This is a genomic window from Aeromicrobium sp. SORGH_AS_0981 (assembly GCF_031453195.1).
In the GTDB taxonomy this organism is placed as follows: Bacteria; Actinomycetota; Actinomycetes; order Propionibacteriales; family Nocardioidaceae; genus Aeromicrobium.
Window position 1 is genome coordinate 77371 of sequence record NZ_JAVIZD010000001.1, and the last position, 20375, is coordinate 97745.

19 protein-coding genes are annotated in these 20375 nt (G+C 72.8%); 10 read left to right on the top strand and 9 right to left on the bottom strand.

Annotated features, from left to right (window positions below; translation table 11 throughout):
• Nucleotides 1-71 precede the first annotated feature (71 nt).
• Genes QE370_RS00435 through QE370_RS00460 form a run of 6 tightly spaced genes read left to right on the top strand, consistent with a single transcriptional unit; the run spans nt 72 to nt 4925 of the window.
• Complete coding sequence (locus tag QE370_RS00435) at nt 72-461, top strand: TOBE domain-containing protein (RefSeq protein ID WP_309633019.1); 390 nt, start codon at nt 72-74, stop codon at nt 459-461.
• Nucleotides 458-1228 (top strand): molybdate ABC transporter substrate-binding protein, encoded by a 771-nt coding sequence (gene modA / locus QE370_RS00440; protein ID WP_309633020.1) that lies wholly within the window; start codon nt 458-460, stop codon nt 1226-1228. Before QE370_RS00435 ends, modA begins: the two co-directional genes overlap by 4 nt.
• On the top strand, nt 1225-2070 hold the full coding sequence (locus QE370_RS00445) for an ABC transporter permease (RefSeq protein ID WP_309633021.1): 846 nt from the start codon (nt 1225-1227) through the stop codon (nt 2068-2070). The genes modA and QE370_RS00445 overlap by 4 nt, the downstream gene beginning before the upstream one ends.
• The gene (locus QE370_RS00450) at nt 2067-3122 is read left to right on the top strand and encodes a sulfate/molybdate ABC transporter ATP-binding protein (protein ID WP_253023807.1); all 1056 of its coding nucleotides are present in this window, start codon (nt 2067-2069) and stop codon (nt 3120-3122) included. The genes QE370_RS00445 and QE370_RS00450 overlap by 4 nt, the downstream gene beginning before the upstream one ends.
• A gap of 29 nt (nt 3123-3151) precedes the next feature.
• On the top strand, nt 3152-4159 hold the full coding sequence (gene glpX / locus QE370_RS00455) for a class II fructose-bisphosphatase (RefSeq protein ID WP_144433772.1): 1008 nt from the start codon (nt 3152-3154) through the stop codon (nt 4157-4159).
• Nucleotides 4160-4178: 19 nt separating this feature from the next.
• Entirely contained in the window at nt 4179-4925 is a 747-nt protein-coding gene (locus QE370_RS00460; RefSeq protein ID WP_309633022.1) for a class I SAM-dependent methyltransferase, read from the top strand.
• Nucleotides 4926-4934: 9 nt separating this feature from the next.
• Here QE370_RS00460 and QE370_RS00465 read toward each other — a convergent pair whose 3' ends face one another.
• Complete coding sequence (locus tag QE370_RS00465; protein WP_309633023.1) at nt 4935-5543, bottom strand: GrpB family protein; 609 nt, start codon at nt 5541-5543, stop codon at nt 4935-4937.
• Nucleotides 5544-5608: 65 nt separating this feature from the next.
• On the opposite strand from QE370_RS00465, the gene QE370_RS00470 reads away from it, so the two are divergent.
• On the top strand, nt 5609-6508 hold the full coding sequence (locus QE370_RS00470) for an alpha/beta hydrolase (RefSeq protein ID WP_309633024.1): 900 nt from the start codon (nt 5609-5611) through the stop codon (nt 6506-6508).
• A 79-nt stretch (nt 6509-6587) separates the two neighbouring features.
• On the opposite strand, the gene QE370_RS00475 is transcribed toward QE370_RS00470, so the two are convergent.
• A complete protein-coding gene (locus tag QE370_RS00475) occupies nt 6588-6944 on the bottom strand; it encodes a VOC family protein (protein ID WP_253023797.1) in 357 nt (118 codons plus the stop codon).
• 108 nt (nt 6945-7052) lie between these two features.
• Between QE370_RS00475 and QE370_RS00480 the strand changes: the two genes are divergently transcribed.
• The 3 genes from QE370_RS00480 (at nt 7053) to QE370_RS00490 (ending at nt 10951) form a co-directional block, all read left to right on the top strand.
• Nucleotides 7053-7676 carry a methyltransferase domain-containing protein gene (locus tag QE370_RS00480; RefSeq protein ID WP_309633025.1) on the top strand — a complete coding sequence of 208 codons (624 nt, stop codon included), beginning with the start codon at nt 7053-7055 and terminating at the stop codon, nt 7674-7676.
• A gap of 22 nt (nt 7677-7698) precedes the next feature.
• Entirely contained in the window at nt 7699-9399 is a 1701-nt protein-coding gene (locus QE370_RS00485; protein ID WP_309633026.1) for a fumarate hydratase, read from the top strand.
• Between the two features lie 154 nt (nt 9400-9553).
• A complete protein-coding gene (locus QE370_RS00490) occupies nt 9554-10951 on the top strand; it encodes a class II fumarate hydratase (protein ID WP_309633027.1) in 1398 nt (465 codons plus the stop codon).
• Nucleotides 10952-11102: 151 nt separating this feature from the next.
• On the opposite strand, the gene QE370_RS00495 is transcribed toward QE370_RS00490, so the two are convergent.
• The 7 genes from QE370_RS00495 to uppS all read right to left on the bottom strand — a co-directional run bounded on the left by QE370_RS00495 (nt 11103) and on the right by uppS (nt 20360).
• Nucleotides 11103-12449 carry a DUF2079 domain-containing protein gene (locus tag QE370_RS00495; RefSeq protein ID WP_309633028.1) on the bottom strand — a complete coding sequence of 449 codons (1347 nt, stop codon included), beginning with the start codon at nt 12447-12449 and terminating at the stop codon, nt 11103-11105.
• The gene (locus tag QE370_RS00500; RefSeq protein ID WP_309633029.1) at nt 12446-13657 is read right to left on the bottom strand and encodes an ABC transporter ATP-binding protein; all 1212 of its coding nucleotides are present in this window, start codon (nt 13655-13657) and stop codon (nt 12446-12448) included. Before QE370_RS00500 ends, QE370_RS00495 begins: the two co-directional genes overlap by 4 nt.
• A complete protein-coding gene (locus tag QE370_RS00505) occupies nt 13654-14622 on the bottom strand; it encodes a hypothetical protein (protein WP_253023791.1) in 969 nt (322 codons plus the stop codon). The genes QE370_RS00500 and QE370_RS00505 overlap by 4 nt, the downstream gene beginning before the upstream one ends.
• Nucleotides 14619-15635: an ABC transporter permease subunit gene (locus QE370_RS00510; protein ID WP_309633030.1), complete on the bottom strand. Its 1017-nt coding sequence runs from the start codon at nt 15633-15635 to the stop codon at nt 14619-14621. The genes QE370_RS00505 and QE370_RS00510 overlap by 4 nt, the downstream gene beginning before the upstream one ends.
• The gene (locus QE370_RS00515; protein ID WP_309633031.1) at nt 15632-16870 is read right to left on the bottom strand and encodes an extracellular solute-binding protein; all 1239 of its coding nucleotides are present in this window, start codon (nt 16868-16870) and stop codon (nt 15632-15634) included. The genes QE370_RS00510 and QE370_RS00515 overlap by 4 nt, the downstream gene beginning before the upstream one ends.
• Nucleotides 16871-16955: 85 nt before the next feature.
• A complete protein-coding gene (locus QE370_RS00520; RefSeq protein ID WP_253023788.1) occupies nt 16956-18305 on the bottom strand; it encodes a PhoH family protein in 1350 nt (449 codons plus the stop codon).
• A 1281-nt stretch (nt 18306-19586) separates the two neighbouring features.
• The gene (gene uppS, locus QE370_RS00525; protein ID WP_083516438.1) at nt 19587-20360 is read right to left on the bottom strand and encodes a polyprenyl diphosphate synthase; all 774 of its coding nucleotides are present in this window, start codon (nt 20358-20360) and stop codon (nt 19587-19589) included.
• Nucleotides 20361-20375: the final 15 nt, after the last annotated feature.

Here is a 20375-nt window from a genome sequence, read left to right on the forward strand (position 1 = left end):
AGGATGTGATCTCGCCGCAGACGCGGCCCGTTCGTCGGCACACCGCCGCGAGTGCGGCTACGCTCCGCAGCATGGTCGTGCACAAGCTCTCCGACGCCGCAGCATTGATCGGCGTCAGCGATGACACCCTACGTCGCTGGCAGCAGCAGGGCCGGTTCAGCCCGGTCGACGTCGACGGCCGGGCGGGCATCGAGGGCACCGAGCTCGCGCGCCTCGCGGCGGAGCACGCGGCCACGCCCGACCACGGGCCGGAGCACATCAGCGCCCGCAACCAGCTGCGCGGGATCGTCACCCGCATCACCAGCGACACCGTGATGGCGCAGGTCGAGCTGGTCTGCGGTCCGTACCGCGTCGTCTCCCTCGTCAGCCGGGAGTCCGTCGACGCGCTCGGGCTCGAGCCCGGCAGCGTCGCCTGGGCGACCGTCAAGTCCACGAACGTCTCCCTGGAGGTCCCATCATGAAGAAGCTTGCGACCGCCGCGGCCGCCGCCGCGCTGCTGCTCCCCCTCGCCGCGTGCGGAAACGACGACGCCGTCGACCCGCGGGCCGACGTCGACAGCACGCTCGTCGTCTACGCCGCCGCATCGCTGAAGGGCACCTTCACCGAGCTGGCGAAGGAGTTCGAGGCCGCGAACGAGGGCGTCACCGTGCAGCTGAGCTTCGGCGGCTCCTCCGACCTCGTCTCGCAGATCAGCGAGGGGGCGCCCGCGGACGTCTTCGCCTCCGCCGACGAGAAGAACATGGACACGCTCGTGGGTGACGACCTGGTGTCCGGCGACCCCCAGGACTTCGCGTCCAACACGCTCGTCATCGTCACGCCTCCCGACAACCCGGGCGACGTCACGTCCCTCGACGACCTCGCGGACCCCGACCTCGACGTCGTGGTCTGCGCACCGCAGGTGCCCTGCGGCAGTGCCGCGCAGAAGCTCGCCACCGCCGCCGGCGTCACCCTCGCGCCCGACAGCGAGGAGCAGTCCGTCACGGACGTGCTCACGAAGGTGACGTCAGGCGAGGCCGACGCCGGACTCGTCTACGTGACCGACGCGAAGGGTGCCGGCGACAGCGTCCGCACCGTCGAGGTGCCGCAGGCCTCGCAGGTCGTCAACACCTATCCGATCGCGGTGCTCTCGGACGCCAAGCAGCCCGGACTGGCCCGCGACTGGGTCGAGCTGGTCACCGGCTCGCAGGGCCAGAAGGTGCTGCGCGCCGCCGGCTTCGCCCGACCGTGAGCCCTGGGGGCGCGCCGCTCGCACCCGAGGTGCCGCAGGGGACGAGTACCCGACGCACCCAGCGCACGGCCGGGGACCTCCCCCGGTGGGTCTGGCTGCCCGCGGCGCTCGGTGCCGCGCTCGTGGTCGTGCCCGTCGTCGCGCTGCTCACCCGCGTCGACTGGTCGGACCTCCCGGCGCTGCTGACGTCGGAGTCGTCGCGCGCGGCGCTCTGGCTCAGCCTGCGCACCGCCGCAGCGTCCACCGTGCTGTGCGTGCTGCTGGGCGTGCCCATGGCGTTCGTGCTCGCCCGCACCCGGTTCCCGGGCCAGGCCCTGCTGCGCGCGTTCGTCCTGCTGCCCCTCGTCCTGCCACCCGTGGTCGGCGGCATCGCCCTGCTCGCGACCTTCGGGCGCCGCGGACTGCTCGGCTCGAGCCTCGAGGTGCTCGGCGTGCAGGTGGCCTTCTCGACCACGGCCGTGGTCCTCGCCCAGACGTTCGTGGCGCTGCCCTTCCTGGTCATCAGCCTCGAGGGCAGCTTGCGCACCGCCGGGCACCGCTACGAGACCGTCGCCGCCACGCTCGGGGCGCGACCCTCGACCGTGCTGCGCCGAGTCAGCCTGCCGCTCGTCCTGCCCGGACTGGTGTCCGGCGCGGTCCTCGCGTTCGCGCGGGCACTCGGGGAGTTCGGTGCCACCATCACCTTCGCGGGCAGCCTGCAGGGGGTCACGCGGACGCTGCCGCTCGAGATCTACCTGCAGCGCGAGACGGACCCCGACGCCGCCGTCGCGCTCTCCCTGCTGCTCGTCGTGGTGGCCGTGCTCGTCATCGTGCTCGTGCGCGGCCGGGAGGGTCGCTCGTGAGCATCGCGCTGCGCCTCCAGGTGCCGGAACGCGACGTCGACCTCGCGCTCGACGTCGCCGCAGGCAGCACGCTGGGGCTGGTCGGGCCCAACGGCGCGGGCAAGTCGACCGTGCTCGCGGCGCTCGCAGGGACGCTGCGACCCCCTCACGCGCGCCTGGAGGTCGACGACCAGGTGCTCGTGGACACCGCGACGGGCCGGTGGACACCGCCGCACGTGCGCGGGGTCGGGTTGCTGGCCCAGGAGCCGCTGCTGTTCCCCCACCTCGACGTCGTCGCGAACGTCGCCTTCGGACCACGCAGCCGGGGGGCCTCGCGCGGCGAGGCGGAGAGGATCGCCCGCGACCGGTTGGCCGAGCTCGGGTGCACCGATCTCGCCGACCGGCGGCCCGGCACCCTCTCGGGCGGGCAGGCGGCCCGCGTCGCACTCGCGCGCGCCCTCGCCCCCGACCCTGGCGTGCTGCTGCTCGACGAGCCGATGGCCGCGCTCGACGCGGCCGTCGTGCCGCAGCTGCGCACGACCCTCGCACAGGTGCTGCGCCGACGTCGCGACGCCGGCCGCACCGCCGTGCTGGTCACCCACGACGTGCTGGACGCCCTGCTGCTCACCGACACGCTGGCCGTCGTCGAGCACGGCCGCGTCGTCGACGTCGGCCCCACCCAGCGCGTGCTCGAGCAACCGCGCAGCGTGTTCGCGGCCGAGCTCGCGGGGCTCAACCTGCTGCGGGGCACGGCGACGGCGCCGGGTCTGCACACGCCCGAGGGGCTCGTCGTCCACGCCTCCGGCACCACGCCCCCCGCCGGGGTCCCCGCGGTCGCCGTGCTCGACCCGGCCGCCGTCGCCGTGCACCTGGAGGCGCCCGCCGGCAGCCCTCGCAACGTCTGGCCCGCCACGGTCACGGCCGTCGAGCCACGCGGTCGCCGGGCCCTCGTCCGGACCGACGTCGTCAGCGCCGACGTCACGGTCGACGCCGTCGCCGACCTGCTCCTGGAGCCCGGTCGACGTGTCCACCTGGTGGTCAAGGCGAGCGAAGTGCAGGTGCACGGCCTCTGACCGGCGCCGACGCCGGTAGGGTGCGGAGCGTGGAAAGCCTGCAGCCCGCCGCCCAAGCCCCGGACCGCAACCTCGCCCTGGACCTCGTCCGCGTCACGGAGGCCGGTGCCATGGCCGCCGGTCGCTGGGTCGGGCGCGGCGACAAGAACGGCGCCGACGGCGTCGCCGTCAACGCGATGCGGAGCCTCATCAACACCGTCACGATGGACGGCGTCGTCGTCATCGGCGAGGGCGAGAAGGACGAGGCGCCCATGCTGTTCAACGGCGAGCAGGTCGGCGACGGCTCCGGCGCCGAGTGCGACGTCGCGGTCGACCCGATCGACGGCACGACCCTGTGCGCCAAGGGCATGCCCAACGCGATCTCGGTCATGGCCGTCGCGCCCCGCGGGTCGATGTACGACCCCTCGGCCGTCTTCTACATGGAGAAGCTGGTGGCCGGCCCGGAGGCCGCCGACCAGGTCGACATCCGCCTCCCGGTGTCCAAGAACATCGCCCTCGTCGCCAAGGCGAAGGGCATCAGCAACAGCGACGTCACCGTCTGCGTGCTCGACCGACCCCGCCACGCCGCCCTGGTGCAGGAGATCCGCGACGCAGGTGCACGCATCAAGTTCATCAGCGACGGCGACGTGGCCGGTGCCATCGTCGCGGCCCGCCCCGACACCGGCGTCGACCTGCTCGTCGGCACGGGCGGCACGCCCGAGGGGATCATCACGGCCTGCGCCATCAAGGCGATCGGCGGCGTCATCCAGGGTCGGCTCGCGCCCACCGACGACGACGAGCGCCAGCGCGCCATCGACGCCGGGCACGACCTCGACCGGGTGCTGCTCACCGACGACCTCGTCGTCGCCGACGACTGCTTCTTCGTCGCCACCGGCATCACTGACGGCGAGCTGCTCGACGGGGTCCGCTACGCCAAGGGCAAGGCGTTCACCGAGTCGCTCGTGATGCGCTCGCGCAGCGGCACGATCCGCAAGATCACGAGCGAGCACCAGCTGACGAAGCTCAAGGCCTACTCGGCCATCGACTACGAGCGCTGAGCCGACGTCGGGGGACGAGGTGCAGGAGCGACCACGGGCGCGGCACGTGCGCAGCGTCGACGACGTGCTCGCGCTCATGGACGACCTGTTCACGTCGACCGCCGACCGCTGGACCGACGGCGCCGGCGCGGCCTGGTGGGACGACTTCTACACCGACCGCTCCCGACCCGTGCCGTTCTTCGTCGACGCCCCTGACGAGAACCTGGCCGCCTGGGTCGAGTCGGGCGAGGTGCGGCCACGACACGCCCTCGACCTCGGCTGCGGAACGGGCCGCAACGCGCGCTACCTGATGTCCGTCGGCGCCGAGGTCGATGCCGTCGACCTCTCGGCGACCGCGGTCGCGTGGGCGCGGGAGCAGGAGGCCCACGCCGACGCGGCGCCGCGCTACCACGTGGGCGACGCCTTCGGCGGCGTCGGCGAGGAGCTCGCCGGGCCCTACGACCTCGTCTACGACTCGGGCTGCCTGCACCACCTGCCGCCGCACCGGCGCGTCGCGTACCGTCGCCTGCTCGACCGCGTGCTCGCACCCGGGGGCTGGTTCGGTGTCGTGTGCTTCCACGACGGCCTCATGGGCACGGGCGCCCCCGACGAGCAGCTCTACCTGCGAGGCGGGCTCGAGGGCGGGATCGCGTTCACGGCCGACGACCTGCGGTGGATCTTCGACGACCTCGAGCCCGTCGACGTCCGCCCCATGCGCGAGCAGCGCAGCACGGGTCGCTTCGGCGAGGCGTTCCTCCTCACCGCGCTGTTCCGCAGACCTGCCTGAGCGCGGGCGTCAGACGGGGTACCCGAGCGCCGCGAACATGCGGGCGTGGATCGCACGCACCACGTCCTGCTTGCGGGCGTTGTACTGCATGACGTGCTCGCCGGCGTCGCGCGCCGCGGCCGACGCGGCGCGCTTGGCGTCGGCGTAGAGGTCACGGTCGTCCGGGTGGGTGCGCAGCCAGTCGCGGAACATCCGCATGCGCGCGACCTCCGCCCCGTCCGCGTGGAAGACGTGCAGGTTCGTGCGCGGGTCGTGGTGGCGCAGCAGCCGGTGGCCCTCCCACCAGGGCTCACGGACGACGTGCCGGAAGCCCTGCGCCTCGAGCGCCGGCACGTAGGCGCCCTCGTCGTCAGGGTCGGGCACCACGAGCAGCAGGTCGAGCAGCGGCTTGGCCGCGAGGCCCGGCACCGACGTCGACCCGACGTGCTCGACGCTCACGGCAGCCCCGCCGAGCGCCGTCCCCACGGTGTCGACGAGCCAAGCCGCCTGCTCCGTCCAGGCCGGGTCGGGATCGACCACGACGACGTCGCGTCCGGGTCCGGCCCCGTGGACCCACGGCGACGCACCGGGCGGCGGCTCGACGTCGTCGAACCGCACGATCTCCTCGGGCGTGGCCATGTCGACGACCGTATCCGGTCTCGTCCGGCCTGCCCCAGCCCCCGACTCCTCGTACCATCACCTGCATGGCCGGCTCCGGAGAACAGTTCGCGCACCTGCCGTCGGGCATCGACCTCTGCTACGAGACGTTCGGCGACCCCACCGACCCTCCCGTGCTGCTGGTCATGGGCCTCGGCGGCCCGATGGGCTGGTGGGACGTGGCGTTCTGCGAGCAGCTCGTCGCCCGCGGCCTGTTCGTGGTGCGCTACGACAACCGCGACACCGGCCGTTCCACCAAGCTGCGCCAGCACCGCGTGAGCCGGATCGACCTCGCGAAGGCGCTGGTCGGCCTCACCACGCCGCCGTACACGATCGGCGACCTCGCCGACGACGCCTTCGGGCTGCTGGACCACCTCGAGATCGACGCCGCGCACGTCGTGGGCGTCTCGATGGGCGGCATGATCGCGCAGACGATGGCCGTGGCGCACCCCGAGCGGGTGCGCTCGCTGGTGTCGATCATGTCGACCACGGGCCGGCGCACCGTCGGCTACCAGAATCCCAAGCTGCTGCCCGCCCTGCTCAGCAAGGCCGGCCACACGCGCGACGAGTACGTGGAGCGGTCGCTGCGGGGCACGCAGATGATCGCGTCGCCGGACTACCCGACCGACCCCGAGTTCGCGCGCGACCGGGCCTACGAGACCTACGACCGCGGCTGGTCGGCGGGCGGCGTGACGCGGCAGGTGATGGCGATCCTGACCCAGCCCGACCGCACGGCCGACCTGGCCAGGCTCGACGTCCCCGCCACCGTCATCCACGGCACGCGCGACCCGCTGGTCCACCGGTCCGGCGGCAAGGCGACGGCCGCGGCGCTCCGGGGCTCCGAGCACGTCGAGATCGAGGGCATGGCCCACGACCTGCCGAGCCAGCTCTACGACCAGATCGTCGAGGCCATCGTCCGCACCGTCGAGCGCGCCCAGCACGCCTGACCACGCCTTCCCCCCGTTTCGGAACGTCATCGCCCGTTCCGGGCGAAGAAACGGGCGATGACGTCCCGAATCGTGGGGACTAGGCGTCGCTCCAGACGCCGAGCCGATTGCCCGCGGGGTCGGTGAAGTGGAAGCGGCGGCCGCCGGGGAACGCGAACACGTCGTCGACGACCGTGCCCCCGGCCTCGACGACGGCGTCGCGCGTGGCCTCGAGGTCGGCGGACCAGAGCTGGACGAGGGGCCCGGTGGTCGACGGCGTGCCGGTGGGGTCGAGGCCGCCCGCCTCGCCCTCCCCCTCGACACGCTGGATGCCGACGTAGTCCGGTCCGTAGTCGGTGAAGCGCCAGCCGAACGCGCCGCCGTAGAACTGCTGCGCGGCGGCGAGGTCGGGTGCCGGGATCTCGATGTAGTCGATGCCGTGGTGGGTGTGTGCCATGACCCGACGCTATGCCTCTCCCCCGACGTTTCGGCACGTCGTCGCCCGTTCTCCTGCCCGGAACGGGCGATGGTGTTCCGAATCGTGGGGACTGGCTAGGGTCCTGACGTGGACGAACCAGGCGAGGTGGTGGTGCGGGTCCGGGCCGACGGGGCCACGGAGCTGCGGGTCAACGGCGTGTTCGTCATGGACGACGTCGAGACCTCCAGCGAGCGGCTCCTGGCCGACCTCGTCCTCGACCTCGGCGCCCGCGAGGTGCTCGTCGGCGGGCTCGGCCTGGGCTACACGGCCCAGGCGCTCCTGGCCGGCGACGTCGAGCGCCTGGTGGTCGCCGAGCTGCACGCCGACGTCGTCGCTGCCGTGCGCGCCGGAGCCGGAGCCGGCCCGTCCGTCCTCGACGACCCGCGCTGCACGGTCGAGGTCGGCGACGTGCGCGACGTCGTCGCCGCCCAGCCCGACGCCTCCCTCGACGCCGTCCTGCTCGACGTCGACAACGGCCCCGACTTCCTCGTGCACGAGACGAACGCCGCCGTCTACGCCGCCGACGGTCTCGCCGACGCCGCCCGCGTGCTGCGGCCCGGCGGGACCCTGGCCGTGTGGTCGATGGCCGACTCCGCGCCCCTGCGCGCACGGCTCGCGGGCCTGCTCGACGACGTCGGGGCGGTCGCCGTCCCCGTCGACCTCCAGGGACGCTCCGAGCACTACTGGGTGCTGACCGGCCGCGCGCGCTGAGCGCGGACGCTATCGTCTGCCCGTGGCCGACGCAGACTTCCTGTACTCCGACCTGCTCCCGACGGGTCCTGACGAGACCCCGTACCGCCTCGTCACGACCGAGGGCGTCTCGACCTCCGAGGTCGTGCTCCCCGACGGCAGCACCCGCACCTTCCTGCACGTCGAGCCCGAGGCGCTGCGCCGGCTCACGGCCGAGGCGATGCACGACATCAGCCACTACCTGCGGCCCGCGCACCTCGCACAGCTCCGGAAGATCATCGACGACCCCGAGGCGTCGGGCAACGACCGCTTCGTCGCGCTCGACCTGCTGAAGAACGTCAACATCTCCGCCGGCGGCGTGCTGCCCATGTGCCAGGACACCGGCACCGCCATCGTCATGGGCAAGAAGTCCGAGGGCGTGCTCACGGGCGCCGACGACGCCGAGGCCATCAGTCGCGGTGTGCACGACGCGTACACGCAGCTCAACCTGCGCTACAGCCAGCTCGCGCCGCTCACCACCTACGAGGAGAAGAACACCGGCACCAATCTGCCGGCCCAGATCGAGCTCTACTCCGCCCCCGGCACCAAGCCGACGCCGGAGTACTCGTTCCTCTTCATGGCCAAGGGTGGCGGGTCGGCCAACAAGTCCTTCCTCTACCAGGAGACGAAGGCGATCCTCAACCCGAAGCGGCTGCTGGAGTTCCTCGACGAGAAGATCAAGGGCCTCGGCACCGCGGCGTGCCCGCCGTACCACCTGGCCGTCGTCATCGGCGGCACGTCGGCGGAGTTCGCCCTCAAGACCGCCAAGTACGCCTCCGCGCACTACCTCGACGAGCTGCCCACGGAGGGCTCGATGAGCGCGCACGGGTTCCGCGACCTCGAGCTCGAGCAGCAGGTCTTCGAGCTCACCCAGTCCTTCGGCATCGGCGCCCAGTTCGGCGGCAAGTACTTCTGCCACGACGTCCGCGTCGTGCGCCTGCCGCGCCACGGTGCGTCGTGCCCGGTGGCGATCGCGGTGTCGTGCTCGGCCGACCGTCAGGCGCGCGCGAAGATCACGCCCGAGGGAGTGTTCCTCGAGCAGCTCGAGACCGACCCCGCGCAGTACATGCCCGACGCCGGCACGGCCGAGGACATCAGCGGCGGCGAGGTCGTGCAGGTCGACCTGACCCGGCCGATGGACGAGATCCGGGCGCAGCTGTCGCAGTACCCGGTCAAGACGCGGCTGTCGCTCACCGGCCCGCTCGTCGTCGCCCGCGACATCGCCCACGCCAAGATCGCCGAGCGGCTCGAGGCCGGCGAGCCGATGCCGCAGTACCTCAAGGACCACCCCGTCTACTACGCCGGACCGGCCAAGACGCCCGAGGGCATGGCGTCGGGCTCGTTCGGGCCCACCACCGCCGGCCGCATGGACTCCTACGTGCGGCGCTTCCAGGAGGCGGGCGGGTCGCTGGTCATGCTCGCCAAGGGCAACCGCAGCAAGCAGGTCACCGAAGCGTGCGGCGCCTACGGCGGCTTCTACCTCGGCTCGATCGGCGGTCCCGCCGCGCGCCTCGCGCAGGACTGCATCCGCAGCCAGGAGGTCATCGAGTACCCCGAGCTCGGCATGGAGGCGGTCTGGCGGATCGAGGTCGAGGACTTCCCGGCGTTCATCGTCGTCGACGACAAGGGCAACGACTTCTTCACCGACCCGTCCGGCACGGTCACCGTGCCCGTCACCGGCCTGCGGGTGCGCTCAGCCGAGTAGCCCCGCGCCGCCCCTCCCCCTGCGCGACCTCCCCCCTCCACCCCGCTGAGCGTGACGTTCGCGGGGTGGATGGCCCGGATCCGGCCCGCGAACGTCACGCTCAGCGGGTGGGCGGCCGGGTCGCCGTCCGGCCGGCTCGCGCTAGCGTGGGGGCATGAGCGAGAACGACACGGCCTGGCGCATCGAGCACGACACCATGGGCGAGGTGAGGGTCCCTGCCGACGCTCTCTGGCGGGCCCAGACGCAGCGCGCGGTCGAGAACTTCCCCATCTCCGGCACCCCGATCGAGCCGGCCCAGATCAAGGCGCTCGCGCAGATCAAGGCCGCCTGCGCCCGCGCGAACGCCGAGCTCGGCATCCTCGACGGCGACCTCGCCGACGCGATCGTCGCGGCCGCGCAGGAGGTGGCGACCGGCGCCCACGACGCGCACTTCCCCATCGACGTCTTCCAGACCGGCTCCGGCACGTCGAGCAACATGAACACCAACGAGGTCATCGCCACGCTCGCGACCCGCTCGCTCGGTCGCGACGTGCACCCGAACGACCACGTCAACGCGTCGCAGTCGAGCAACGACGTGTTCCCGACGTCGATCCACGTGGCCGCCACCGCCTCCACCGTCAACCAGCTGCTGCCCGACCTCGACCACCTCGCGCAGTCGCTCGAGCGCAAGGCCGAGGAGTTCGCCGAGGTCGTCAAGTCGGGCCGCACGCACCTGATGGACGCCACGCCCGTGACGCTCGGCCAGGAGTTCGCCGGGTACGCCGCGCAGGTGCGCAAGGGCATCGCCCGCGTCGAGCGTGCGCTGCCGTCGGCGGCCGAGGTCCCGCTCGGCGGCACGGCCGTCGGCACCGGCATCAACACGCCTTCCGGCTTCCCGCAGCGCGTCATCGAGATCCTCGCCGCCGACACCGGCCTGCCGATCACCGAGGCCACCGACCACTTCGAGGCACAGGGCGCGCGCGACGGGATCGTCGAGCTGTCCGGTGCGCTGCGCACGGTCGCGGTCAGCCTCACGAAGATCTGCAACGACCTGCGCTGGATGGGCTCGGGGCCGCGCACCGGCCTGGGCGAGATCAACCTGCCCGACCTGCAGCCCGGGTCGAGCATCATGCCCGGCAAGGTGAACCCCGTCCTGCCGGAGGCGACGCTCATGGTCTGCGCGCAGGTCATCGGCAACGACGCGACCATCACCTACGCCGGCGCGTCGGGGTCGTTCGAGCTGAACGTCCAGCTGCCGGTCATCGGCCGCAACGTCCTGGAGTCGATCCGGCTGCTCGGCAACACGTCGCGCGTGCTCGCCGACCGGTGCGTCGACGGCATCACCGCCAACGTCGAGCGCTGCCTCGAGCTGGCGGAGTCGAGCCCCTCGGTCGTGACGCCCCTCAACCGCCACATCGGCTACGAGAACGCCGCGAAGGTGGCCAAGAAGGCCGTCAAGGAGCGCAAGACGATCCGCGAGGTCGTGGTCGAGGACGGCTACGTCGAGCGCGGCGACCTCACCGAGGCCGAGCTCGACGCCGCCCTCGACGTCATGAGCATGACCCACCCCTGACCAGCGAAGGGTTCCCGCTGGTCGAGTAGGCGCCGCGCGTGAGGAACGAACGCCGCGGCTGCGATGGAGCCGTCGCAGTGGGGGCGTAGCCGCGACGGAGCGAGACCACCCGGCAACGGACCGGCGCAGGCCGACTCCAGCGACGCAGCGCTCAGGCGCGGCGGGCGAGCTGGTAGCCGTCGGCGTCCCAGACCGTCACCCACGTGCCGCCGAAGGTCTGCTCGGCCCAGGTGCGGGCGTCCGGGGGCGAGCCGACGCCGGCCCACTGGTCGAGGAGGACGTAGTTCGGGTCGCCCTCGGGGAGCGGGGCGGTGCCGACCGTGCCGAGCCAGTACACGTCGTGGTCCGTGGCGAGGTGGGTGATGACGCCGATGTCGGTCACGACCGACGCGCCCTCGGGAACCATGTCGACCACCCGCTGCGCGACCGCTGCCCGGTCGGGCACCTCGTACGTCTCCCCCTGGATCAGCGCCCACAGCGGCGTCGACGGGAGCAGGGCGAGCGACACGACGAGGGCGGGCACCGCCGTCCACCGCACGGGCGGGTAGCGCCGCATGGTGTCGACGGCCGCGACGAACACGATCGGCATGAGGAGCAGCGAGTAGTGCCAGTCGGTGCCCCAGTAGTACGGGTTGTCGCCGACGAAGCGCCAGGCGAACGTCGGCAGGACGAGCAGGACCCAGGGCGAACCGAGCGCCGCGAGACCCGTCACCGCGAGCGTCACCAGCACCGTGAGGGCCTTGCGACCCGGCTCGTCGAAGAGGGTCGCGACCACGCCGCGGTCTCCCCCGACGCTGGACGCGTAGTCGTAGACGCCGCCGGGGTTCACCGACGGCAGCACGACGAGCACGACGAGCGCCGCACCGACCACGCCCGCCGCCGCGAGCAGGGTGCCGCGGCGACGCTCGCCGGCGAGCATCAGCACGAGCCCGATGACGAGCACCGTGGCGCCCATGTCCTCCTTGACGAGCAGGAGCGGCAACGACCAGCCGACGACGGCGTTCCACCGGCGGTCGAGGTACGCCGAGCCGGCCAGCGCGAGCAGCGGGGCGCCGAACGCGACCTCGTGGAAGTCCGACTGCACGGCCGAGGAGATGCCGAAGGAGATGCCGTAGGCGACGGAGAGCATCGCCCCCGCCCACGGACCGGCGTGCCGCACCGCGAGCCGGGAGACCACCAGCACCGACAGCCCGATCAGGACAGCCTGCGCGACGAGCAGGGTCTGCGCCGACGGCCACAGCCGGTAGAACGGCGCCACGAGCGCCGTGATCGGCGAGAAGTGGTCGCCGAGGATGTTGAAGCCCGGACCCTTGATGTCGACGATCGGCAGCCCGAGGTGCGCGTAGCCGCGGATCGCCTGCTCGAAGATCGCGTTGTCCCAGGAGGTGGGGTCGAAGCGGCGGAACCGCAGCAGCGACAGCGTCGTGTAGGCGGCCGTGCACAGCAGGGCCCAGAGGAACGGGAGGGAGCGCGCGACGGCCCCGAGGCGCGCGGTCACGACGTGCGCAGGCGCGCGCCGGTCGCGACGTCGAACACGAGCACCTGCGACCGCGGAACGGCCAGGCCCACCGTGTCGCCCGCCCGGCGGCGGTCGGCTGCCGGCAGCTCGGCGACGAAGAAGTTCTGGAAGAGGTCGAAGTCGAGCTCGTCCTCGACGTCCTCGAGCATCGCCTGGACGTCGTCGTCGAGGTCGTAGCCGACGTAGACGAGCTGCGTGCCTCCGCGCCACTCGACGTCGTCGACCTCTCCGACGACCTCGACCTTGCTCTCGGCCTCGGCCTGGGCCGCGATCGCTCCGGCGGTCAGGGGTGCGTCGGTCGGGGCCGCAGCGGCAGCGGGAGCCGCCTCCTCGCAGTGCTCGGGGCGCACCCCCACGACGACGTGGCTGCGCTCGCCCAGGGCCTGCCGCGACGCGGCGTCGAGCGGGATGCTCAGGACCGGCGTCACGAGACGGTCGTCCTCCACGGAGGCCGGCAGCAGGTTCATCGCGGGCTGTCCGAGGAAGGCGGCGACGAAGAGGTCGGCCGGGTCGGCATAGACCTCGTCGGGCGTCCCCGTCTGGTGGACGACGCCGCGGTGCATGACGGCCACGCGGTCGGCGAGGGTGAGCGCCTCGTCGGGGCGCGACGTCGTGAACAGCGACGTCCGACCCTCGTCGCGCTGCCACTGCAGGGTGACCGAGCGGACGTGGGTGCGCACCCGGTCGGCCTGCGCGCTGAACGGGTCGTCGAAGAGGTAGCCCAGGGCGTCGCGCACGAGCGCACGGCCGATGGCGACGCGCTGACGCTGCGCCGGCTCGAGCTCGGCGGGCTTGGCGTCGAGGAGCGAGTCGAGCGCGAGGAAGGCGGCGACCTCGTCGATCCGTTCCGCGAGCGCCACCTTGTCGTGCCCGCGGCGCAGCCGGGTGGCGAAGGCCAGGTTGTCGTGGACGTCGAGGTGGGGGTGGAGCACGTAGTCCTGGAGCACGAGCGCGAGGTCGCGGTCGCGCGGACCGACCGCGTTGACGACGATGTCGTCGAGCAGCACGTCGCCCTCGGTCTGCTCCTCCAGGCCCACGAGCACCCGGAGCACGGCCGACTTGCCGGCACCGGCCGGGCCGCAGAGCGCGGTCGTGCTGCCGTCGGGCACCACGAGGTCGAGCCCGTCGAGCAGCGGCGTGCCGTCGAGGGCGTCCAGGCGCACGCCCCTCAGCTCCATCGAGGTCATGGGTGGTCCCTTCCGATCAGGCGGCGGACGCGGCGGGGCGCGACCGCGACGAGGACGATCACGGGCAGCAGCCACAGCAGTCCGACCGCCGCGGCCTGCGCGGGCGGCACCTGGCCGAGCAGCAGGGTGGCGGGCAGCGTGCGGGCGTCGGGCGTGGGCCCGAGGGCGGCCCCGAGCACCACGTCCTGGGCCGACAGCACCCACACGAGCGCGCCGACGACGAGCAGGTCGGGCAGCAGCACCGGCACGGCGAACGCGCGCAGCTCCTGCCGACGGTCGGCGCCGTCGCTGCGGATCGAGTCGCGCAGCGACCACGGGGCGTCGCGCAGGACGGGGATGCTGAGGAACACGGCCAGTGGCACGGCGACGAGCAGCAGGACGGGTGCGACCGCCCAGCGGGAGCCGAGCAGACCGAGGGCGTCGGCCGTGTCCGACCACGGTCCGGCGAACGCGACCAGGGGCAGGAGCAGGACCCCCACCACGACGACGGGCACCGCCCGCCCGCCGCGCACCCGACGACGCGCCAGTGCGTACGCCGCCGGCACGGCGACGAGCATGGCGACGACGGTGGCCGCGGTGGCGACGACGACGCTGGTCAGCGCGGCCTCGCGCACGTCGTCGCGCCGCAGAGCGTCGCCGAGGACGGACCAGCGCGGGCTCGACGGCAGCATCGACGTCGCCGTCGTGCCCGACGGGGTGAGGGCGACGGCCGCGGTCCACCACAGAGGCGCGACGGTGCCGACCACGGCCAGCTCGAGCCCGAGAACCGCCCAGAGCGACAGCCGACGACGCGTGTCGGCGACGAGCACGCCGACGGCGCCCGTGCCCATGAGGACGGCCGCGACGGCGACCCAGAGCCAGCGGTCGGCGCCCGTGACGACGAGGACGCCGACGTTGGCCAGCACGAAGCCGACGACGAACGCGGTGCCAGCGGCCCACAGCCGGGAGCGGACGGTGGGGTTCATGCCCGCCTCCCCGGTCGGAGGACGGCGACGAGGACGGCCGCCACGACGCCCGCCAGCACCAGCAGCAGCACGCCGGAGGCTGCTCCGAGACCTCGTTCGAAGCTCTCGAACGTCGTCTCCCACGTCAGCACGGGCACGGTGCGCACCCCGCCGGAGGGCGCCGCGAGCAGCGGACCCTCCAGCGCCCGGAGCGCGTCCGTCGCGCGGTACAGGACGGCGACCGCCACGGCCGGCGCAGCGGCGGGCCAGGTGACGCGCAGGAGTCGCTGCCACGAGGTGGCACCGTCGGCCACGGCCGAGTCGATGAGCCGACGGTCGACCCGCGTCAGTCCGACGAGCAGGATCACTGCCGTCACGCCCGTGCCGCGCCACACCTCGGCCGACACCACGGCGAACGCCGCCGCCGCGCTCGACCCGCCGTCGTAGCCGAACCACGCGGGACCGACACCCGAGGTGACGGCGTCGCGCCACACCGAGGCCGTCACGACGGGCAGCAGCGCGAACGGTGCGAGCAGCAGGACCGACACCACGGCCAGCGGCAGGCGGAGTCGGCGGATGCTGGCCGCCACGACGGAGGCGAGGACCAGCTGCAGGACGACGGCGACCACGACGAGCAGCAGGGTCACCGAGACGGCGACCCACCACGCGCGGTCGCCGAGCAGACCCGTCAGGTTGTCGAGGCCGACGAAGGTGTCGTCGCCGACGGTGCTCGACGAGCGGCGCAGGGAGGTCCAGAGCAGGAGCCCGAGCGGCCAGAGCGTCAGGGCCGCGAGGACCAGCACCGTCGGCGCCAGCAGCGGCCAGCCCGAGCGGCGACGTCCGGGCGACGCCGCCGCACGCCGACGGCGCCGACGCCGCGTGGGCGCCGGGCCGATCGGGGCGAGGTCGTGCTCGTCGTCCACCGTGACGGCCGTCGACGCCTCGACCACGTCGGCCTGGTCCGGCTGCCCAGGGTGCCCAGAGCGCCCAGAGTTCTCAGGGTTCTCGGGGTCCTCGGGGCGCTCGGCGCTCACGGCAGCCTCCCGGCGACGGCGTCGCGGACCGCGGCCTGCGAGCGACGTGGAGTGGCCGACCCGACCGACGAGATCGGGGTCCAGGTCTGCACCAGCGCGGCGCGGGCCTGCATCCAGTACGGCGTGGACGGCAGCGTGACGGCCGTGTCGACGGCCGGACGGGTGACGTCCGCGAGCGGGTACCCGGCCTTCACGGCATCGAGGTCGTACGCGCTCAGCCGCGCTGCGCTGTGCCCCGAGCCGGTCATGACGGAGGCGAGGAGGTCGTCGGACGTCAGGCAGGAGATCGCCTCGTACGAGAGCGACGTGTCGGGCGCGAACAGCGGCACCGCCAGCGCGACACCGGTGCTCGGGGCCGCAGCCGTGCCGTCGACCTCCGGGAACGCCGCCCACTGCAGGTCGCTGGCCACGGGGGCGACGGCGGGGTCGGAGACGAAGGAAGTGGGGGCGAGCACGAACCCGCCGCGACGGGCGAGCCCCTCCGCAGCGTCGGCCGACGGGTCGGCGCCGAGGCCGGACCGGCCCAACCGGCCCACGATGCGGGCGGCCGTACGACCGGCCGCGGTGTCCAGACCCACCTCCGGGCTGCGTCCACCGCCCTTCAGCAGGGTGCCCCCCGCACCGGCGACGAGCGCGTCCACCCACGCCGGCAGGCCCTCGCCGTCGGGGTCGTCGACCAGCACCTGGCGCCCGGTGCGCTCGGCACCCGTGAGCAGGTCGTCCCACGACACCGGCTCGGTCGTGTCGAGCCCGGCCCGCTCGGCCGTGTTGCCCCGCCACCACAGCAGCCAGGGGTCGAAGGTCCAGGGTGCGGCGACGACCAGGCCGTCGACCGTCACCGAGCGCAGCGCGGCCGGCGCGACGTCCTGCGCGAAGGGCGTCTTGAGGTCCTCCGGGACGGGCGCGAGCACCTGCGCGGCCGCCATCTCCGCGCTCCACGCGGTGTCCATGCTGAACAGGTCGATCGAGTCGTCCTTGGCGAGCAGCCGTCGCATCAGCGTCGCGTGCCGCTCCTCGGCGTCGTCGGGCAGCCGCTCCACCTCGATGCGGTAGTCGCCGCCCGAGCCCTCGCTGCAGGTCTGCGCGAGCGCCTCGACGTCGGCTCGCTCGGGGCCGACGTACCAGTGGAGCACGGGCACGTCGTCGACGGCGCTCTCGTCGGGTGACCCGCCGCAGGCGGCCGCGAGCAGCATCGAGGCAGCGACGAACGCCGCGGACACGCCCCTCCTGGTCACGGGGTCACTCTGCCACAGCAGACCGCGTGCCGGACGTCGTTGCGACGTCCGGCACGCGGTGTCCGCGTCCGCCTCCGGGCGGGCGTCAGATGCCGATGTCCTCCAGCATCTCGGTCACGAGCGCGGCGACCGGCGACCGCTCGGACCGGGTGAGGGTGACGTGCGCGAACAGCGGGTGGCCCTTGAGCTTCTCGACCACCGCGACGACACCGTCGTGGCGCCCCACGCGCAGGTTGTCGCGCTGCGCGACGTCGTGGGTCAGGACCACCTTGGAGTTCGCGCCGATGCGCGAGAGCACCGTCAGGAGCACGTTGCGCTCCAGCGACTGCGCCTCGTCGACGATGACGTACGCGTCGTGCAGCGACCGACCACGGATGTGCGTCAGCGGCAGCACCTCGAGCATCCCCCGGTCGAGGATCTCGTCGACGACGTGCGGCGACGCGACGGCGCCGAGGGTGTCGAACACCGCCTGCGCCCAGGGCCCCATCTTCTCGTCGGAGCTGCCCGGCAGGTAGCCGAGCTCCTGCCCGCCGACCGCGTACAGCGGACGGAACACGACGACCTTCTTGTGCTGTCGACGCTCCATCACCGCCTCGAGACCCGCACAGATCGCCAGCGCCGACTTGCCGGTGCCGGCGCGACCACCGAGCGACACGATGCCGACCTCGGGGTCGAGCAGCAGGTCGAGCGCGACACGCTGCTCGGCCGAGCGGCCGTGCAGCCCGAACGCGTCGCGGTCGCCGCGGACGAGCTGGACCCGCTTGTCGGGCGTGATCCGGCCGAGCCCGCTGCCCTTGTCCGACAGCAGCACCAGACCGGTGTGGCACGGCAGGTCGCGCACGGTCTCGTCGTCCAGGAGCGCGACGTCGAGGCTGCCCTCCTCGTACAGCGCGTCGAGGTCGGCGGAGTCGACCTCGAGCTCGCGCATGCCGGTCCAGCCGGACTCCAGGGCCAGCTCGGCGCGGTACTCCTCCGCCGACAGGCCGACCGCCGACGCCTTGACCCGCATCGGCAGGTCCTTCGAGACGAGCGTGACGTGGCGCCCCTCGTCGGCGAGGTTCTTCGCGACGGCGAGGATGCGGGTGTCGTTGTCGCCGAGGCGGAAGCCGGCAGGCAGGGCCTCGGGGTTGGTGTGGTTCAGCTCGACACGGATGGTGCCGCCCTCCGTCCCGATGGGCAGGGGGACGTCGAGCATGCCGTGCTGCACCCGCAGGTCGTCGAGGAAGCGCAGGGCCGTGCGGGCGAAGTAGCCGAGCTCGGGGTGGTGCCGCTTGCCCTCGAGCTCGGTGATGACGACGACCGGGATGACGACCTCGTGCTCGTGGAAGCGATGCACCGCGCCTGGGTCGGCCAGCAGGACGCTGGTGTCGAGGACGTAGGTGCGGACCGCCTCGGCAGAGGCGGCGGCGGCGCTGACGGGCTGCTTGACAGTCATGTCTGACTCCCTGCGAAGAACCCGCGCGCCCCTGCGCCGGCCCTTCCCTACTCGGTGGGTGTGGGGCGGCTGGGCTCCGGGGCGAGCATCAACACCCTCGCAACGTACGTCCGCCCCCGGGCCCGGGCGCGGCGACACGCTGCGCGTCATGTAACGCCGAGATGAACTCTGCACGGCCCGCTCTCCCCCGAGCGAGACATTCCGCTGGTCGAGTAGCGGCACGCGCGACGAAGGAGCGCCGTGCTGCGTATCGAGACCACCCGGCAACGGATCAGCGCGAACCAACCCCCAGCGACAGCGCAGAGTGGTCTCGATACGTCGGCCCCAGGCTCGTACCTCGCCAGGCCCGACTACTCGACCAGCGAGACGTTCCGCTGGTCGAGTAGCGGCACGCGCGACGAAGGAGCGCCGTGCTGCGCATCGAGACCACCCGGCAACAGCCCAGCGCGAACCAACCCCCAGCGACAGCCCGGAGTGGTCTCGATACACCTCCCCTCGCTGGCGCTCGTGGAGGCACTCGACCAGCGAGACACTCCGCTGGTCGAGTAGCGGCACGCGCGACGAAGGAGCGCCGTGCCGCGTATCGAGACCACCCGGCAACAGCCCAGCGCGAACCAACCCCCAGCGACAGCCCGGAGTGGTCTCGATACACCTCCCCTCGCTGGCGCTCGTGGAGGCACTCGACCAGCGAGACGTTCCGCTGGTCGAGTAGCGGCACGCGCGACGAAGGAGCGCCGTGCCGCGTATCGAGACCACCCGGCAACAGCCCAGCGCGAACCAACCCCCAGCGACAGCCCGGAGTGGTCTCGATACACCTCCCCTCGCTGGCGCTCGTGGAGGCACTCGACCAGCGAGACGTTCCGCTGGTCGAGTAGCGGCACGCGCGACGAAGGAGCGCCGTGCCGCGTATCGAGACCACCCGGCAACAGCCCAGCGCGAACCAACCCCCAGCGACAGCCCGGAGTGGTCTCGATACACCTCCCCTCGCTGGCGCTCGTGGAGGCACTCGACCAGCGAGACGTTCCGCTGGTCGAGTAGCGGCACGCGCGACGAAGGAGCGCTGTGCCGCGCTGGAGCCGTCGCAGTGGGGCGTAGCCGCGACGGAGCGAGACCACTCCGCAACGGACCAGCGTCGCCACCTCACGGCCGGCCGGTCTTGGACACCCACCCGGTCTCGATACAGAGAGACGCCTCCGGCGTGCACCACTCGTCCGTCGCGGCTACGCCCCGTGGCGACGGCTCCACATGCCTGGACCGCTCCCTCGCTGCGCTCGGTCGGGTTCAGGCACCGAAGCGGCGCTCGCGGGCGGCGTAGGAGCGCATCGCGCGGAGGAGGTCGACGCGGCGGAAGGCCGGCCAGAGGACGTCGGAGAAGTAGAACTCGCTGTGCACGCTCTGCCACAGCAGGAAGCCGGACAGGCGCTGCTCGCCCGACGTGCGGATAACGAGGTCGGGGTCAGGCTGACCCTTCGTGTACAGGTGGTCGGCGATGTGGTCGACCTCGAGCGTCGCCGCCACCTCCTCCAGCGTGCGCCCCTTGGCCGCCTCAGCGAGCAGGAGGGCACGCATGGCGTCGGTGAGCTCCTGCCGGCCGCCGTAGCCGACGCACACATTGACGTGCATCAGGCCCTCCCCCGACGGCGACGCCGCCGCGGCGCGCTGCAGGCGCGCGGAGGAGTCCGCCGGCAGGAGCTGGAGGTTCCCGATGAGCCGCACGTGCCAGCGTCCGTCCTCGGCGAGCCGTCCGACGAGATCCTCGACCGCGTCGAGGATGCTCGCCAGCTCCGCCTCGGGGCGCTGCAGGTTGTCGGTCGACAGCACCCAGAACGTGACCGTCCCGACGCCCAGCTCGTGGCACCAGTCGAGGAACTCGTCGACCTTCGCCGCACCCGCCCGGTAGCCCTGGTCGAGGCCCATCCGGGCGTCCTTCGCCCAGCGTCGGTTGCCGTCGACGATCGCGCCGACGTGGCGTGGCAGGCGATCGGGGTCGAGCCGTCTGAGGAGCCGTCGCTCGTACGCGCCGTAGGCGACCTGGCTCAGACCCATGGACCTCATCTCATCACATCGGAT

What these genes read in the sequence shown, in the direction of transcription:
- QE370_RS00465 (WP_309633023.1), bottom strand. Translation starts at nt 5,543, where the DNA reads ATGGCCACGCCCGAGGAGATCGTGCGGTTCGACGACGTCGAGCCGCCG.
- QE370_RS00520 (WP_253023788.1), bottom strand. Translation starts at nt 18,305, where the DNA reads ATGACTGTCAAGCAGCCCGTCAGCGCCGCCGCCGCCTCTGCCGAGGCG.
- QE370_RS00435 (WP_309633019.1), top strand. Translation starts at nt 72, where the DNA reads ATGGTCGTGCACAAGCTCTCCGACGCCGCAGCATTGATCGGCGTCAGC.
- QE370_RS00500 (WP_309633029.1), bottom strand. Translation starts at nt 13,657, where the DNA reads ATGACCTCGATGGAGCTGAGGGGCGTGCGCCTGGACGCCCTCGACGGC.
- QE370_RS00475 (WP_253023797.1), bottom strand. Translation starts at nt 6,944, where the DNA reads ATGGCACACACCCACCACGGCATCGACTACATCGAGATCCCGGCACCC.
- modA (WP_309633020.1), top strand. Translation starts at nt 458, where the DNA reads ATGAAGAAGCTTGCGACCGCCGCGGCCGCCGCCGCGCTGCTGCTCCCC.
- QE370_RS00470 (WP_309633024.1), top strand. Translation starts at nt 5,609, where the DNA reads ATGGCCGGCTCCGGAGAACAGTTCGCGCACCTGCCGTCGGGCATCGAC.
- QE370_RS00490 (WP_309633027.1), top strand. Translation starts at nt 9,554, where the DNA reads ATGAGCGAGAACGACACGGCCTGGCGCATCGAGCACGACACCATGGGC.
- uppS (WP_083516438.1), bottom strand. Translation starts at nt 20,360, where the DNA reads ATGAGGTCCATGGGTCTGAGCCAGGTCGCCTACGGCGCGTACGAGCGA.
- QE370_RS00505 (WP_253023791.1), bottom strand. Translation starts at nt 14,622, where the DNA reads ATGAACCCCACCGTCCGCTCCCGGCTGTGGGCCGCTGGCACCGCGTTC.